This is a genomic window from Pseudaminobacter sp. Soil_N_29, assembly GCF_057656055.1.
This window is the reverse complement of the sequence record NZ_JBDGLC010000007.1, coordinates 1-15,317: the sequence shown is the minus strand read 5'-3', so window position 1 is coordinate 15,317 and position 15,317 is coordinate 1. Positions and strand designations below refer to the sequence as shown.

The window sequence follows — 15,317 nt, the reverse complement described above, 5'->3', positions numbered from 1 at the left end:
CCCGCCTTGCAACTAGCGTTCGACGCCACCCACGATCTGATGGAAGCAAGGCACTGCCGACCTCATGCGGGCGTCGGCGCGCACCAACTTGCTGTTTGCGCGGATCTTGCGGACTTTGTTGATGGAGCGCCGAAAGTTGTAATCCCATTGTTCGCCCTTGGACAGGGGGACGCCTGCATCTGGTATGGGAATTTGCGTCGGCACGAATCGCTCGATCACCGGATATGGAAAGATCGAATAGAGCGGCAGACCTGTGTCCCAGAAGCGATCCATGGCCAGGTCAATTGCCATGTTCAGCGATCGGCAGCTTTCTACGAGACGTCGCGCACCCTCGACGGAGAGCAGATAAGCCTGCGTTCCGGCGGGACTGGTGGTGAAGCGCACCAACGAGCGGTCGAAAAAGAAGCCGAGGCGCGCCGCCGGTGCAAAATGCTTCCCAAAAAGGCGAACGTAGTCGATGCCAAACACGCGGCAGAAGGCTACGAACCGCGGCAGTGGAAAGTCCAGGTCGATGATGAGGTCGTCTTCAAGGACCAGGAGATAGTCGCTCTGGCCCTGCTCGAGGAAAGCCTTCCAGACGGCATAGTGGCTGGAATAGCATGCTTTTTCCGGCATCGTCAGGGCGCGGCCAAAGCATCGCCTGGCAATGCCTTCATCGTAGTGCAAACCCTCGCAGCTGACCGAAGTGTGCGCATCGAAAAAGGACCAAGCCAGGCCCTGGCCCTTCAACATGGCTGACGTGGCCGATCTGCGTTCGGATGCCGACGAAAGGCTGATTACGCTCACGGCAATCCTCATCTCGCCATCGTCCGGCAACCTGTAGCGCATTGCATCTTGAAAATTCATACGACGCACCTTCCGGGGAGTTAATGGGAATCCGGGGTGCGCGCCAAGGCGTACCTGGCTATCGCCGGAAGCCAAGCTGTTGCTTCCGTGCGAGAACCTTGATGACCGCAGCTAGCCCTCACAACCCCACACGCTGCCATGTTCTTTCAATTGATTGCGTCTGGATGAATTGCCTTCAACTTGAACATGAGACCGATGCCGCTAATGCAAACGGCTTATCTGTATGCGCCCGTCATACCGAGGGAGATATTCGCTCAACTGGGCCGAGCCTCCCTGATATCGACAGCCAAGACCTAGCCATCCTCGAAGATCTGGCCGTGCCTTTCGCGGAACTCGCTGGATCGCACGATTGCATTTGCCACGGCTTCCCGTGTCATGGAGCCATTCCTTAACTGCCTGGCGTAGGCTTCGAGACCATCGCCGTCGGCTTCACGCTCGAGAAGCAGGCGGAACAGAAATTGGACATAGGCGCGGTCCGTCAGCGCATAGATCGGGTAAAGACCGGTAAACTCTTCGGATCGCAACATCGATACCAGCATGTCGGGCAAGTCGGCCTCGCCCTTGCTGGCCGCGGCCGACCATCTTTCGATGCCGCCCGCATCGGCGTTACGGCCCAGAAGAAGGCAATAGGCGAAGGCAGCCTGCCGCGCCGTACCGGAAGCAGTGGCTCCGATTTGGGCAAGGTCGCAGTCGCGGCGTGGCGAAAGCGGCGGCCGCGGTCCGAGGATCAACTCCCTTACCGTGTCGTAGGCCGGCTTCGGCTCGCCGACGGCCCAGCCACCTTCAGCTGTCGGCAGCAGCCGGACCAGCCCCATCTCGGCCTCGAAGCTGGGAGCCCAGTATGTCTCGTCGAGAAGTTCATAGATGAAGGCCGCTTCAACGCGATATTTGCCCTGCAGCTGCCGAAGGCGCTGCATGTCGCGGCGCAATCCCTCTGATTGCTGCTGTTCGCCGTTCTGGCTGCCGTAGGGATTGTTGAACTCGGTGACCCAGATGGGATGGCCGTATCGGGACAACTCCTTGAATGCCCATTCAGGGTCTTCGCCATACATGTGCCAGACCGAGATATCCCATTTGATGCCGTCATCCTTCATGCGTTCGAAGGCGCCGAGGTGCCCCCATCCGGCCGTGCCCATCGCCTTGCGCAGCGTCGGATCCACTTCGGTCATGCCATCCGAGAGACCCTTGAGGACGGCACTTGCCTTGCGCCAGCGCGGCCCGAAATAATCGAGCGGAGAAGTGCCTCCCGCGGGGCCCCACTCGCAAGGATACTGCGTGCCGTCATCGCGCGTTTCGCACGGGTTGATGATGGCGTAGTTCTCCATCTCGTTCCCGAGTTCCCATACGCGAATGTCGTTCTTGAAGCGGGAGCCCAGCGAAACCGCGAGCTTCTTTGCCCTGTCGTACAGTTCCTCAGGGCTTTGCTTGTCCAGGTCTATCCCGCCCGGCGTAATGACCGGCAGGATGGCGACACCCCGCTTTTTTCCTTCTTCCACGAGAGAGGCCAGCACGCTCGCGCCCTCCTCATAGGAGATGTTGACCCGGTAGGATCGCGCGCCGAGGTCCTTGAGATAGTCGAGCTGGAGGCCGATCCGGACGCCGTCATAGGCGTTTATGGGATGGCCGTTGACGCCCCATAGCAGGTCGGAGGATGCAACCGAGGTCATGGCCAGAAGGAAGAGTGCCGTACCGAATGCCGGGCGAATGAACATGCGGTTAGTCTCGTTGCTTTGCTGCGACGCGTACATTTCGGGCAGCTGCCACACGCGAGACAACCCATCCGTTCAGGGGAGCCGACCGCTACCCCTTTCGGCGGCCGCTCTGGCCTATTGGCGTGCATGATCGGCGCGCCGGAGCGTGACCGCGACACCTGCGCCATTTCGGCGGGATCAAGATGGCCGTGCACCGGCCCGACACAGCTGTTGCCCGTCCCGCTGGCGCATCCCGCCGCGGAAATCTACCACCGAACTCGTCCGGGTGAGGCGGCGTCATCCTTTCGAGCAAAGACGCATTCAAAAGGCTGGCTCATATTCGCCTGCGCAATTTTCTATCATCGGCGCGATTTGGCAGCCCGTCCAGAACATTCGAAGGCGCTCGGCACATGCCGTCCTCGCATTCACCAGTGTCCGAACGTCCCCCAATCCAGCAAGCGGATGAAGTGAAAACGCCGGGTTTCTGGTGCGCGGATCGCCAGCGTCAACACGGGCACAAGGGTTGGAGGCTCAATGGAGCGCTTTACGGATCGCTGGTCGCATGTCGGCAAACACGGCTCGGATGAACACGAATTCATCGGCCTCGCCGACATCATCTATTTCCTAAAGCTGTACTGGCGGTCCATCTCGGCATTTGTGGCTGCGGGGCTGCTGCTTGCGTGGCTCTACAATGTGACGTCGCCTTCCCGCTTCACCGCAACAGCGCAGATCCTCATCGAACCCCGGGTTCCCCACATTCTGCAGCAGCCTGCGGAGGTGAACCTCTCGCTCGACACGGCGCGGATCGAAAGCCAGATAGCCGTCATGCAATCGGAAAAGATTGCCGCAATGGTCATCGATGAGCTCAAGCTGACGGGAGAGCTCGAATTCAACCGCTCCAGCAGCCCCTCACTGCGGGAACGCCTTCTCGACCTTGCTGCCTTTGTCGACTCGGCCGCGGGCATCGGCCGTTTCTATACGGAGGCTCCGCAGGATCCCTTCAAGGACAGCTGGAACGAAATGACGGACTTCGAGCGTAGCCGGCTCACCATGACCCGGTTCCTCGAAGGCCTCGACGTTCGCAGGGTCGGCGTTTCCTACGTCATCAGTCTCGCCTTCACCTCGCTCGATCCCGACACCGCGTCCAGGGTTGCGAACTCCATTGCCAGCGCGTTCGTCCGCGAACAGATCGAGACCAAGGCAGCGGCTGCGAGGGAAGGCGGCGCGTGGCTGGAACGACGGCTGCAGGAGCTTCGGACCCGGATGAACTCGGCAATGAAGATCGCGCAGGAATTCCGGTCCAGGCATGACTACAGCGTCGAATTCCAGCGTGATGATCGGCAGGGCGTTGGGGATTACGTTCCGGGCACCACGCTTGAGGAGTTGGAAGTCACCGCAGATACCTACAGGAAAATGTACGAGAGCTTTCTGCAGGCCTATACGAATTCGGAGAGCCAGCAATCCTATCCGGTCGCCGATGCGCGGGTCATTACGCCGGCGACGCCGCCGCTCTACCCAAGTGCGCCGCGGCCGAAGCTGACCCTGTTTCTGGGAGCGCTCGCCGGCATCGCGGCGGGCGTGATGCTGGCCTTCGGGCGCTATTCGCTTGACCGGACCGTCAGGACGCCGCGCCAGATCAGGGAAGAGCTGGGCGTGGACTGCGTCGTCGAGCTTCCGGCGCTTGGCGGCAAGCAAAGCGATGCCCAGTTCAGGGAGGTCACCAGGTCTCCGCGATCCCGCTTCACCCAGGGGCTGAAAAGGATAAAGCATTCCGTCAGCCTCGCCGACACCGCGCATCCGGTCAGGCTTCTGGGGGTTGCTTCCACGGCGCAGAGCAGGACTTCAAGCGTCATCGTGGCCAATCTTGCAGCACTTTATTCGCTGGGAGGGATGCGTACTCTGGTGCTCGATGCCGACATCCACGGCAAAGACCCCACGGGCCTGACCGCATTTGCCGCCGAGAGGCCGATCAGGCAGGTCACTGTCGCTCCGGACATTTCCTTCGACGTCATGCCGGGCCTTGCCGCCGAATTCGGCAAGCCAGCGGGCACGAGGTGGCAACTCCCTCCGGCAGTGCACGCCTACGACATCGTCATCGCAAACCCGCGGGCGTTCGCCTCGGGTGCCCGCCGGGGCGCAAGCAGCCCGTCACTCGACGGGATCATCCTGGTTGCGGAATGGGGCAAGACACACATGGATTCGCTGCGTGAACTGGCCAGATCCATGCACGCCAGCAAGACACCGATCATCGGCGTTCTGCTCACGAACGTGCGCGTGCGCTCCGCCAGCGGGCCCGCCAGCTACGATTCTGCAAGGGCAACGCATACGGCAGAAATCGGCCCATGGGCGTGAGCTCGCAATGCGGGCAAGTCGGCTAATGCCTAAGGATTAGAGGTACGATCCCGCTCTTCGCCCTTACCTCCTTTGCCTTTCTTGCTGGCTAGCGCCGGACGCTGGGAAACTGGCGGATGACAACAAAAACCCATTCCGGCGCAACCACGATGAATGCTCTCGAAAAAGGCTCTTTTTCGCGTCACACGGCCGCTTCCTGGCTCAGCCCGCCGCCCCCCATCGAAATGGGATGGCCTGCCACCGTTCCGTTCGACGATTATCTTCTGACGGTCGGACCCGGCGCCGGCGGCCTGGTGGCCGAGAGCTATGGTATCTCCGCCCAAGACGTGGCGGTGACCTGCCCGCAGGAGCCGCTCGGTGGGCTGTCCAAGCGCGTCCTGGATGTGATCGTCGCCGCGGCAGCGCTGATGCTGGCATCACCGGTCATGCTGGCGGCCGTCCTGCTGATCAGGCTGACGACGGGGCAGCCGGCGCTGTTCCGCCACAGCCGGGTCGGGTTCGGCGGCAAGCAATTCGAGTGCTTCAAGTTCAGATCCATGGTGGCCGACGCCGACGAAGCGCTTCGCCAACATCTCGCGCGCAATCCCGAGGCTGCCGAAGAATGGAAACGCAGCAGAAAGCTCAGGCGCGACCCGCGCGTGACCGTGCTGGGGCAGATGCTGCGGAAATCCAGCATTGACGAACTGCCGCAACTGTTCAACATCCTTCGCGGCGAGATGAGCTGCGTCGGTCCCCGGCCGGTGGTGGCCGACGAACTGGCGCGCTATGGGGAGCACGTGGGAGATTACCTGCAGACCAGGCCGGGACTCACCGGTCTGTGGCAGGTGACCGCGCGGGACAGCGCCGACTACGAGTTCCGCGTCGCGCTCGACAGCCAATACGTCCGCAACTGGTCATTGTGGAGCGATCTGGTCATTCTGGCACGCACCGTCTTTGCGGTCATGAGGTTCGATCGGGCATCCTGAACTTGCGTGCCCGCGCCCGGAACCGCCCGACAAATGCTGGCGTGCGGAACGCCTGATGGCGAGGGCCAGCCAGAGGCCGACCAGATAGCCTGCCTGGAGAACCAGCGCCAGAGCCACGATCATTCCGCCGGACAAGGCGTTCTCACGACTGAACATGTTCCAGGCAAGGGTGCCGATGACGACGAGGGCCGTGGCAGCCAGCAGGGCCGGCGCCTTGTAGTACAGTCCCAGAAGGATGCCTGCCGCCAGTAGGGCGAAAACGGCCAGGAGCATGAAAATCTCCCTTTGCGGTCTCGCTCACCCTTTACAACATCCGGCCTTTGGCGGCTTCCCCCTCCCTCTCGATTAGCTGTGCAAAAGGATAGTCGGCGCTGCCGGCCGGGTCCGCGACTGTGCTCATGGGAAGGGGCAATCGCAAACGCGCGGTTCGCGGGCTCGCAGGCCTTTCCGCCACCGCGCCGGCATTCCCGGCAAGGACCCGGATCAGTTCGTTCCTGACTGTTCCTTGGGCAGGTTTTCGTCGGACGAGGTAAGCGCCGACCATCCGTTGCGTGAGATATCCGTATCCTCCAGCGACGTCGGCAACGGCATCTCGACCTTTATCGTGTCGCCCGGCTCCACTTCTGTGGTTTCGGTGGCGGCAATCTGTCTTGTCTCGCCGCCTTCCGATCTGCGAATGATGGTGTAGGTCGGCTGGGCCCTCGCGGCGGCGGCGCGCGATGCCAGCAACCGCGGCGCCGAGATTTCGGATTCATGCAGCAGTTGCACAGCGGTGTCGCCCTTGCTGGCTATCTCGTTGAGTAGTCCCTGGGTCTCGCGCAACGCCTCGGCCACCTCATTGTCATAATGGTTGCGAAGCTCGAGAGCAGATATTTCCGTGCGGCTTATTTCCTGTCTGGCGCGCAGAAGCGAGGTCTCGGTGCTCAACCTCTCGCTCTGGATCTGGGCCAGCGTGCGCTCCAGCAACATCTCGCGCGGAGCGGCCGCCAGCCCTTCCTTGACCAGTGTTGACACGCCCCGCAGCTCCTTCTGGACAAGCTCTATCTGCTTGTCGCTGAATGCCAGCTGCGCCTGGAGCGTGACGATCTCCTTCTCGAGGAAATCCCTCAGCTGCGCCAGGGAACGCAGTTGGGTGTCCCGCCCCTGACGGCGCGCCTTGAAGACGGCCTGCTCCTGCTCCATCATGAGTTTTACGGTGCCGTCGGCGCTGCGCCCGCTCAGGGCTGGCGGGAAAGTGATGCTGTCCTCCCCCTTGGCTTCGGCCTCGAGCCGCGCCTTGCGAACCTGGAGACTGATATTGGTGAGGGCGAGCACACTGACCTCCCCACGGCCGGCGATAACCTCGCGCTCGAGCCTGGCGATGCTTTCCTCTCGCGTCCTCAGCCCGCCGGCAATTCCGACAGCCTGCAGCACTGTCATTCCCGGCCGGTAGGGAAACTCGCCCGACTGCGTGACGTGGCCGACAATATAGAAAGGGCGAAACTGGACCACCTCCACCGCCACGTCCGGCTGCCGCCCCAGCCCCATGTGCCGCATCAAGCGTTCGCCGATCTCCCTGGCGAGGTCGCCAGGGGCTACGCCCTCGGCCCGCACTTCGCCGATGAACGGAAGGAACAGGGAGCCATTTGCCCCGACCACGAACTGGTCGTTGAGCGCGGTCCATTCGAAGATGACATCCCGCGACGCGCGCCATTCGTAAATCTTGAGGCGCAGCTTGTCTTGCGGGCCGAGAAGATATTCTCCGGCCGTCGCGCTGCGCAGGTCGGCTGCGGCAGAAGCCAGCAACAATGCGGCCGCCAAGGCGTAACGAAACGCATGGACATGGCCCGTGAAGCTCCGGGAGAGCCGGATCGAAGGCTGCGGCTTGCTCGTCATCTGGTCTACCCACTCTGGATTTTAAGAACGTATTCCGGCTCCACCCGTCCCTTCAGCAGGTGGGCGATCGCCAGCAGGTTGCCGCGCAGCCGGCCGCGCCGGTCGACATAGGGTTCGGGCCAAAGACTGCGCGCGAGATTGGCGGCGATGTTGCGTCCCATCAGCGAAAGCGCGAAGCCGGCCGGAACGGTCCCCTTGCGGATCAGGTAGATCGGGTTGGCTATCTGCGAATAGCCGAGCCGCTCGCCGCTCACCCGTCCCGACTTGAGCCCCAGATGGACGCCTCGGATAATCGAGACGCACACGACACGGCCGCGCGCCCGCAGCTGGCTGGTAAAATCTATGTCCTCTTGCCAGCCATAGAGCACCAGCCGCTCGTCGAAGCGAAGATCGCCGATGAGACGCGTGCGGATCGACATGTTGCAGCCATAGGCCCCGACATGATCGACGACTTCCGGACCCGGATACCCTTCGATGGCCGAACGGGAGAGTGCTGCTTCGGCATCCTGCCACGTAAGTCCGGCATTGGTGGCGCCGTCGCCCACCACGCGCCCCATCACCACCGCCCAGTCGTCGTTGCGCGCGAATGCGTGTTCGATGCGGCGAAGGTAGTCTTCGGCAGGAACAAAATCGTCATCGAAGAAGGTCACGATATCGAACCGGTCCAGGGCGGCTTCCAGCGCGTGGTTGCGCTGCGCGGTCAGGCCCCTCTTGCCGAGTGCCAGCGAAACAGGGAAGCGGCATCTGTCCGGCAGTTCGACATGCGTGGCGTCGGGGGCTGCCACGATCGCCTCGTCGGGAAGCCGCTGCTGGTGTCCCAGATAGTCGAGCAGACGGGCGACCTGTCCGCTGCGACCGAGCGTGGGAATGATGACCGCGAGTTTCATGCGCGCGCCCGCCTCGTCGCACAGCCCCTTACTCTGGAGCGCTGGCGGACATGCTACAGCAAGCGCAAGGGGCGGTCGTTTCCCCGGGCACGCACGCTTTTGGCCATCGTTCCATCGGGGTAGCCCCGTCACCCATAAGCTTAGACGACCGCTCGCGGCACCAGTGCCGCCGCCCTTAGGAGAGCTTGCAAGCACAATGAGCGCAAACCGAGACTGTCCGACACGTCGACACGTCGCTGCCGCAACCAGGACCCATCATGCGTCATGCAAACCCCGCCGTGATCGGTACAGTTCACGAGATCGGCGACCTGCCGCAAGCGCGGCAGGCCGATCCCGCCGACCGCAGCAGCAGGATAGCCGTCGTCCATGACTGGTGCCCGACCTTCCGCGGCGGTGAGCGTGTGCTGGCGCGGATCTGTGGGCAATTCGAGAATGCGGAAATCTTCACCCTGTTCGACTTCCTGCCTGCCGAGGTGAAGCAGGAATATTTCCGCGGCGTCGAGTTTCACACGTCGGCGGCCAACGCCCTGCCGTTGGTGCAAAAATACTATCGTTCGCTGTTCTTCCTGTGCCCGTTCCTGATCGAGCAGTTCGACGTGACCGGTTATGACGCGGTCATATCCTCTTCGGCGGCATTCGCTCGCGGGGTCATCACCCGGCCCGACCAGCCGCATCTCTGCTATGTGCACAGCCCCGTGCGCTACGCCTGGGATGAACAGTTCTCCTATCTGGAACAGGGGCGCCTCGGCTTCGGGCCGATAGGGCTTCTGTACCGCTACTTCATTCATCAGCTGAGGATGTGGGACACGCGCACGGCGCACGGCCCCGACCTGATGCTGGCGAATTCGAATTACGTCCGGGCGAGGATCAAGCGCATCTACGGCCGCGACGCGCAGGTCGTGTTTCCTCCGGTGCCGGTTGGTGAACTGCGCTGCGTCGAGGAAAAGGACGACTATTATGTCTCCGCCTCCTTCCTCGCGCCCTACAAGCGAACCGACCTGGTCATCCAGGCATTCAACCAGATGCCGTCACGGCGTCTGGTGGTAGTGGGCGAAGGCCAGCAGTCGTCACGGCTGCGCGCGCTCGCGGGGCCAAATGTAACCTTCGCCGGCTTCCTTCCTCGCAAGGACTATGTGGAGACCGTGGCGCGAGCGAAAGCGATGGTCTTTGCCGGTTGCGAGGATTTCGGCATTGCGCTGGCTGAGGCGCAAGCCTGCGGCACGCCGCTGATTGCCTTCGGGCGCGGAGGCGCTGCCGACATCGTGCGCCAACTCGGCGTCGCCGCCCGCCCGACGGGGGTTCTCTTCGGCCGGCAGACGCCCGAGGCCCTCAAGGATGCCGTGGATCATTTCGAGGCGCACCAGGCGGCTATTGCCCCGCTTGCCTGCCGGGAGAACGCCACAAGGTTCTCGGAAGAGCGTTTCGACCGCGAAATACTGGATGCCGTGCGGCGGGTGCAGGCCGCCCACGCGGTTATCTAACCGCTTCGAGTGCCCTACCGGCCGGGGCCCGCACTACGCCATCCGAACGCGTCATCGCCGCCAGGTAGATTTCGGCCGAAGTCCGCCAGCTGTAGCGGGAAGCCCTCGTTGTGCCGGTCGCGATCATGGCCGAGCGCAAGGCGGGCGAAGCGCGGAGGCGAATGAAATGCGCAAGCCACGCATCAACATTGTCCGGCGCGGCATAGAGGGCCGCGTCCGAGCAGATCTCCGGAAGGCTGGCCCGGTCGGAAACCACGACGGGACAGCCCAGCGCCATCGCCTCCAGCGGGGGCAAGCCGAAGCCCTCCTCAAAGGAGGGGAATGCAAGACAAAGACAATCCTGCAGAAGCGCCGCGATTTCCTCGTCCGAAAGCCGGCCCAGCCAGTGAAGGTTCGGGGCCTTGCGTGCCACCGAGCCGTTGAAGACACGCGGATCGGCCATGCCGACGATGGCGACGTCGAAGCCGCAGGCGCCGAGCTCGTCGGCCATGCCGACGATCAGTTCCAGGTTCTTGTGCGGCGCCGAACTGCCCATCACGACGATGGTGTTCCGTCCAGCCAGCATCCGGGTTGCCGGCGAATGCTCGGGCTTCCATTGCAGCGCATGTTCATGCCCGTTTGGCGCCACCAAGATCTTGTCGAGCCGGCAGATGCCGTGCCGCTGCAATTCCTGAGCGGAATAGTGCGACACGGTTGACACCGTTTCGGCAACACGGCCGAGCGTGGGCGCCAGGCCCCTGTAGAGCACCCGAAACGCGGGCGAATAGCTCTGCGGAAAATTGCGGGTATTGGCATCGTGGATGCAGACGATCTGCTTGCGGAACGCCACCGGCCCCGTGTTGCAGAGGCTGAGTAGGCCGTCCCGGACATTGGCGGGCAGGACCGTCTGTTCCCAGGCATGCCCCCCAAAACGCCCGATGCTGCGGACGCCGATGGCCGACAGCGGCAGGGAAACGTCCGTACCGGGCGGCACCAGCAGCTCGACCTCGAGATCGCCCTCGTGCCGCCTCGAAGCGAGAAGCCCGTCCAGCCCGCGCACGATCTGGCTTGCATAGCGCTGGACCCCCGTCACGGGCTGTGTGAGGAAGCGGCCATTGATGGCCCAGTGCCGTCCCATCGCTTGCTCGTCGTTCGTTGCTGCCGAGTTCAAGCGCCCAATCTGCCTCTCTGCGTCCGCCGGGTCATTTCGGCCATTGGGACAGGCAATCTGCGGACGCGTCTCCGTCCGCCACGCCAAAGCAGTACACGCTTACGCCCAACGGGCGAGGCTCCGCCCGATTACCCGGAATGCTAGGATTTTCGCTGAAAACAAGGACCGGCAAGCGGTCTGCTCCGAGGAGTTGCAATGGGCATTGGACCGATTGACGTTCCGGCATTGGAAACGCTGCTTCGCGATGCCGGGCCGGAGCATCCCGCGCCGGGCCAGGCCGCAGCGCAGGAAGAAACCACGGCACACCGCAAGCGGTGCTGGACGATCAACGGCGACTTCGTGACCCTGAACCCCAACGGCGTGGCGCGCTACGCCCGCGAGGTCACGCTTGCGCTGGATGCCCTGATTGCCGAAGGCCATCCGCTCGCGCGCGGCCTGGTGCTCGATCTGGTCGCGCCGCGCAACGACGACTCCTTGCCGCTCAGGGCCATAGGCACGCGCGTGGTGCCGGAGTTCAGGACGCCTCGGCTACCGCAATTCTGGGTGCAGGCGCAGCTTCCGCGCCACGTGCCGGGGGGACTGCTCAGCTTCTGCAACCTCGCCCCCATCGCCCTTTCCCGGCACATCGTCTGCATCCATGACATGCACACCAGATTGATGCCGGAGAGCTACGGCCGGCTGTTCCGGTGGGCTCACCGCCTGATATTGCCCGTCCTCGGCCGCCGCGCCGCCCGCATCACCACGGTGTCGGAACTCTCAAGGCTGCATCTCGTAAAATACGGCATCGCGCGCGGCGACAAGATCACCGTCACCTACAACGGCAGCGGCCACGCCGCGCGCTGGGATGCTGCCCGTTCGACGCTAGAGGTATCGCCGGAACGCTCCTATGTGCTCTGCCTCGGGCGCAGCCAAAAATACAAGAACGTCGAACTGCTCGTTCGGCTGGCTCCGCTGCTCGATGCCATGGGCATCGATTTGTGGATGGCCGGCGAGGTCGATCCGGCGGCGATTGCCGCCGTCACCCAGCCGGCACCACGCAACCTTCGCCTGTTGGGGCGCATCAGCGACGACGATTTCAAGAAGGCGCTGACCGGCGCGCTGTGCTTCCTGTTTCCTTCACGGATCGAGGGCTTCGGCTTGCCGGCGGTCGAAGCCATGGTGGTGGGATGCCCGGTGGTTGCGTCGACGTCCCCTTGCCTGCCGGAAGTGTGCGGCGAGGCGGCGCTGTATGCCGATCCCGACGACGTCGAGGAATGGGCGGAAGCGGTGGCCCTCATCCGGTCGGATGCGGGCATGCGCCGGCGCCTGATCGAGGCCGGCAAGGCCCGGGCGCAGCGCTACACCTGGCGCAGCATCGCCGAGAGCTACCTCAAGCTGATGATGCAGGTGGACATCGCTTTCGCGCAGCGTGCGGCGCGAGGCAGACGCGCCGCCGCCTCCTCAGGAGCGAATTGAAAAGGTGCTGGCGAGCAGGGCCAAGCCGTGCATCAGCCCGGAACCGCCCCCACAGGCACGTGCCGGCCCACCTGCCTGAAGGCATGGGGGGCGACCTTCTTCAGCTCGCGGCGAAGATGATCGCTGCCGGACCGGCCGACCTGGAACTGCCCGACCAGTTCGGCGAGTTGCTCGGTCTCCTGCGACAGGGAATGGGTCGCGGCCGTCGTTTCCTCCACCATTGCCGCATTCTGCTGCGTCGCCTGGTCCATGTGATTGATCGCCGTGTTGACCTGGTCGAGCCCGGCCGCCTGTTCCTGCGCGCCGGCGGCTATCTGGGTGACGACGTTGTTGATGTCGGCCACCTGCGCCAGAATCCTCTCCAGCGACTTGCCGGTTTCCACCACCAGCTTGCCCCCGCTTTCGACCCGGGTGGTTGAGTCCGAGATCAGGCTCTTGATCTCCTTGGCCGCGTCGGCCGAACGCTGGGCCAACGCACGCACTTCGGATGCAACCACCGCAAAGCCGCGGCCGGCATCGCCAGCCCGCGCCGCCTCGACACCTGCGTTGAGGGCAAGCAGGTTGGTCTGGAAGGCGATCTCGTCGATGACGCCGATGATCTGGCTGATCTGCCGCGCCGATGTCGTGATCTCGTCCATGGCCTCCACCGCCTGGCGCACGATCAGCGCGCTCTGCTTGGCATCCTCGTCGGCAGCCGTCACGACCTTGCGCGCATGCGTTGCCCCTTCGGCCGATAGCTTGACGGTCGCCGTGATCTCGTCCAGCGCGGCGGCCGTCTCTTCGAGGCTTGCAGCCTGCTGTTCGGTGCGGCGCGACAGGTCATCCGCCGCCGCCTGCATTTCCCGCGTTCCCGACTGGATTGCATTGGTGCTGCCAGAGACACTCTGCATCGCGGCTTCGAGCTGTTCGATGGCCGCGTTGAAATCGCCCTGCAGCTGGCTATAGGCCTCGGGCATCTCCGCTTCCATCCGATAGGTCAGGTCTTTGGCCGCAAGCCTGGCCAGGCCGACACCGATCGAGTTGGCGACCAATGCCCGCTCCTGTTCGATGGCCGCGTGCCCGGCTTCCTCCGCCTTGCGGCGCTGTTCGTCCAGGGTTTCCAGGTAGACGGAGATGGCCAGGTCCATGTCCAGCATGGCCGCTTTCACCAGGCACGACAGCGCCTCCGCGACGTTTTCGGACCGCGACTTGCTCATCGACAGGAGGTTCGGCCACTGCTCCTTCACGATGGCGTGGATCAGTTGCTCCATCACCAGCGCGTAGCCGCCGATATACCATCGCGGTTCAAGGCCGATCCGCGCGTGGGTCTGCCCGATCTTGAGCACGGCGTTAACATAGTCGTCGTCGTAATCGGCCTCGGCGATAATCTGCCAATGCTGTTCCTGACGGCTCTTGGCGCCCGCCATATGCTCGTCGTTGCCGAAGAATTTTCGCGTTTCGGAAGTGGCCTTTACCTTTTCATAGAAAGAAGCCAGAGCTGGCCCGAGCGACTGCTTGAGAATCGGCTGCAACCTGGTCAGTGCTGCGCGCGCTTTGTGATCCATCCCGATAAAGTCGAGACGCTCGTTCAAAGAGCTTTGGCGTCGTATCGAATCCGTCATCAAATTTCCCCTTCAGAGCGCCCGCCAATCTGACGCCGAGGCGTCCCCCCTCCAGCGGGCAATTGCGTGTATTGATGCGATGTTACGTAGTTGCCTGGCGAGGCTGCTCGTACCGCATATGCTTAGACATGCTGTTCCCGCCCTTCGCGGGCCGCAGTCCCCCCCCAGCACACATTCGCAGCCGCGCGTGCGAGACGACGCGGGCGGAGCCTCGCGCGCAAGCTCGCCTGCGCAGGCGCCGTCACGGTTCAGCATCTCCTCCCGCCTGAACCTGTCAGTCGTTGTATGTACGGTAACGAATGAACTATACCGTACACAACAAATAGTTAAACGGTAATTAATGTCTTGCCGGGACATGCAAGTTCTGCATGACCGCGCCAGCAACTCTTAGCCGCCTCATATCTCCGCTAATAACGTCTGGCCGTTCAAGGCACCAATCCGCGCCGGAGCAAGGATAGACTGAGAGGGCACCCGTATTCGGGCCGATATCCCCCGACCATTGCTTTCAGAACAATTCGCAGTCGCCAGGTGTGGGGTTTGGGGGTGTGGCGTTGCCGGCGAGGCGGGCGGCGACGTCGGCTAGGGTGACGGTGGCGAGCGCGGGGCGAAGGTCGAGCGTCTGGGCGGGCATGGCGGGGGCAAGCGCGGCGAGGAAGCCGGCGAGATTGCGCAGCGTCTGCTCGACCGCGTCGAGGCTCTGCACCGCCCGGACGTAGGCGGGGTCGGTTGCGGCCGGTGCGCCGGCCAGCACATGCAGGCGCTCGACGGTTGCGGCCAGGTCGGCGAGCTCGGCGCCGAGGCGGCCGAGCAGCTCGGGCGCGCGGATGGCGGCTGTGGCAGCTGTCGGAACGGCGGTGGCCGGCATGTCGGCGGGCATGGCGGCTGTGGCAGCGGTGGCGGCGGGCTGCGGGACGATGGCGGCGATGGCGGCGCTGGGATGGGGCATGGCGGGGTCTTTCGGCAAGGTCAGAACAGTTCGACGCTGCCGCCTTGCGGCTGCGGCGGCCGGGCGGC

General features: G+C 63.5%; 11 protein-coding genes and 1 pseudogene. 4 read left to right on the top strand and 8 right to left on the bottom strand.

Going from position 1 to position 15,317, the window contains the following annotated elements:
* Positions 1 to 12: 12 nt before the first annotated feature.
* Both AC3A4H_RS16255 and AC3A4H_RS16250 read right to left on the bottom strand, forming a co-directional pair.
* Entirely contained in the window at positions 13 to 846 is an 834-nt protein-coding gene (locus AC3A4H_RS16255; protein WP_487767623.1) for a glycosyltransferase family 25 protein, read from the bottom strand.
* Positions 847 to 1,139: 293 nt separating this feature from the next.
* Positions 1,140 to 2,558 carry a DUF4214 domain-containing protein gene (locus tag AC3A4H_RS16250; RefSeq protein ID WP_487767622.1) on the bottom strand — a complete coding sequence of 473 codons (1,419 nt, stop codon included), beginning with the start codon at positions 2,556 to 2,558 and terminating at the stop codon, positions 1,140 to 1,142.
* Positions 2,559 to 3,071: 513 nt separating this feature from the next.
* Between AC3A4H_RS16250 and AC3A4H_RS16245 the strand changes: the two genes are divergently transcribed.
* Both AC3A4H_RS16245 and AC3A4H_RS16240 read left to right on the top strand, forming a co-directional pair.
* Entirely contained in the window at positions 3,072 to 4,889 is a 1,818-nt protein-coding gene (locus AC3A4H_RS16245; RefSeq protein WP_487767621.1) for an exopolysaccharide transport family protein, read from the top strand.
* A 116-nt stretch (positions 4,890 to 5,005) separates the two neighbouring features.
* Positions 5,006 to 5,854 (top strand): sugar transferase, encoded by an 849-nt coding sequence (locus AC3A4H_RS16240; RefSeq protein ID WP_487767620.1) that lies wholly within the window; start codon positions 5,006 to 5,008, stop codon positions 5,852 to 5,854.
* On the opposite strand, the gene AC3A4H_RS16235 is transcribed toward AC3A4H_RS16240, so the two are convergent.
* The 3 genes from AC3A4H_RS16235 to AC3A4H_RS16225 all read right to left on the bottom strand — a co-directional run bounded on the left by AC3A4H_RS16235 (position 5,783) and on the right by AC3A4H_RS16225 (position 8,616).
* Positions 5,783 to 6,127 (bottom strand): hypothetical protein, encoded by a 345-nt coding sequence (locus AC3A4H_RS16235; protein WP_487767619.1) that lies wholly within the window; start codon positions 6,125 to 6,127, stop codon positions 5,783 to 5,785. The two genes, AC3A4H_RS16240 and AC3A4H_RS16235, sit on opposite strands and share 72 nt — an antisense overlap.
* Positions 6,128 to 6,337: 210 nt before the next feature.
* Positions 6,338 to 7,729: a polysaccharide biosynthesis/export family protein gene (locus tag AC3A4H_RS16230; RefSeq protein WP_487767618.1), complete on the bottom strand. Its 1,392-nt coding sequence runs from the start codon at positions 7,727 to 7,729 to the stop codon at positions 6,338 to 6,340.
* Positions 7,730 to 7,734: 5 nt separating this feature from the next.
* On the bottom strand, positions 7,735 to 8,616 hold the full coding sequence (locus tag AC3A4H_RS16225) for a glycosyltransferase family 2 protein (protein WP_487767617.1): 882 nt from the start codon (positions 8,614 to 8,616) through the stop codon (positions 7,735 to 7,737).
* Between the two features lie 257 nt (positions 8,617 to 8,873).
* Between AC3A4H_RS16225 and AC3A4H_RS16220 the strand changes: the two genes are divergently transcribed.
* Positions 8,874 to 10,097: a glycosyltransferase gene (locus tag AC3A4H_RS16220; RefSeq protein ID WP_487767616.1), complete on the top strand. Its 1,224-nt coding sequence runs from the start codon at positions 8,874 to 8,876 to the stop codon at positions 10,095 to 10,097.
* Here the strand turns inward: AC3A4H_RS16220 and AC3A4H_RS16215 are convergent.
* Complete coding sequence (locus AC3A4H_RS16215) at positions 10,090 to 11,214, bottom strand: glycosyltransferase family 4 protein (protein ID WP_487767615.1); 1,125 nt, start codon at positions 11,212 to 11,214, stop codon at positions 10,090 to 10,092. The two genes, AC3A4H_RS16220 and AC3A4H_RS16215, sit on opposite strands and share 8 nt — an antisense overlap.
* 228 nt (positions 11,215 to 11,442) lie before the next feature.
* Between AC3A4H_RS16215 and AC3A4H_RS16210 the strand changes: the two genes are divergently transcribed.
* The gene (locus tag AC3A4H_RS16210) at positions 11,443 to 12,702 is read left to right on the top strand and encodes a glycosyltransferase family 4 protein (RefSeq protein WP_487767614.1); all 1,260 of its coding nucleotides are present in this window, start codon (positions 11,443 to 11,445) and stop codon (positions 12,700 to 12,702) included.
* A gap of 32 nt (positions 12,703 to 12,734) precedes the next feature.
* Here the strand turns inward: AC3A4H_RS16210 and AC3A4H_RS16205 are convergent, their stop codons facing one another.
* Together AC3A4H_RS16205 and AC3A4H_RS16200 are read right to left on the bottom strand one after the other, a co-directional pair.
* Complete coding sequence (locus AC3A4H_RS16205; RefSeq protein ID WP_487767613.1) at positions 12,735 to 14,246, bottom strand: methyl-accepting chemotaxis protein; 1,512 nt, start codon at positions 14,244 to 14,246, stop codon at positions 12,735 to 12,737.
* 562 nt (positions 14,247 to 14,808) lie between these two features.
* Positions 14,809 to 15,317: pseudogene (locus tag AC3A4H_RS16200) on the bottom strand (hypothetical protein); the annotation flags it as partial.

Coding starts and splice junctions, on each gene's coding strand:
- AC3A4H_RS16255 (WP_487767623.1), bottom strand. CDS start 846: ATGAATTTTCAAGATGCAATGCGCTACAGGTTGCCGGACGATGGCGAG.
- AC3A4H_RS16250 (WP_487767622.1), bottom strand. CDS start 2,558: ATGTTCATTCGCCCGGCATTCGGTACGGCACTCTTCCTTCTGGCCATG.
- AC3A4H_RS16245 (WP_487767621.1), top strand. CDS start 3,072: ATGGAGCGCTTTACGGATCGCTGGTCGCATGTCGGCAAACACGGCTCG.
- AC3A4H_RS16240 (WP_487767620.1), top strand. CDS start 5,006: ATGACAACAAAAACCCATTCCGGCGCAACCACGATGAATGCTCTCGAA.
- AC3A4H_RS16235 (WP_487767619.1), bottom strand. CDS start 6,127: ATGCTCCTGGCCGTTTTCGCCCTACTGGCGGCAGGCATCCTTCTGGGA.
- AC3A4H_RS16230 (WP_487767618.1), bottom strand. CDS start 7,729: ATGACGAGCAAGCCGCAGCCTTCGATCCGGCTCTCCCGGAGCTTCACG.
- AC3A4H_RS16225 (WP_487767617.1), bottom strand. CDS start 8,616: ATGAAACTCGCGGTCATCATTCCCACGCTCGGTCGCAGCGGACAGGTC.
- AC3A4H_RS16220 (WP_487767616.1), top strand. CDS start 8,874: ATGCGTCATGCAAACCCCGCCGTGATCGGTACAGTTCACGAGATCGGC.
- AC3A4H_RS16215 (WP_487767615.1), bottom strand. CDS start 11,214: ATGGGACGGCACTGGGCCATCAATGGCCGCTTCCTCACACAGCCCGTG.
- AC3A4H_RS16210 (WP_487767614.1), top strand. CDS start 11,443: ATGGGCATTGGACCGATTGACGTTCCGGCATTGGAAACGCTGCTTCGC.
- AC3A4H_RS16205 (WP_487767613.1), bottom strand. CDS start 14,246: ATGGATCACAAAGCGCGCGCAGCACTGACCAGGTTGCAGCCGATTCTC.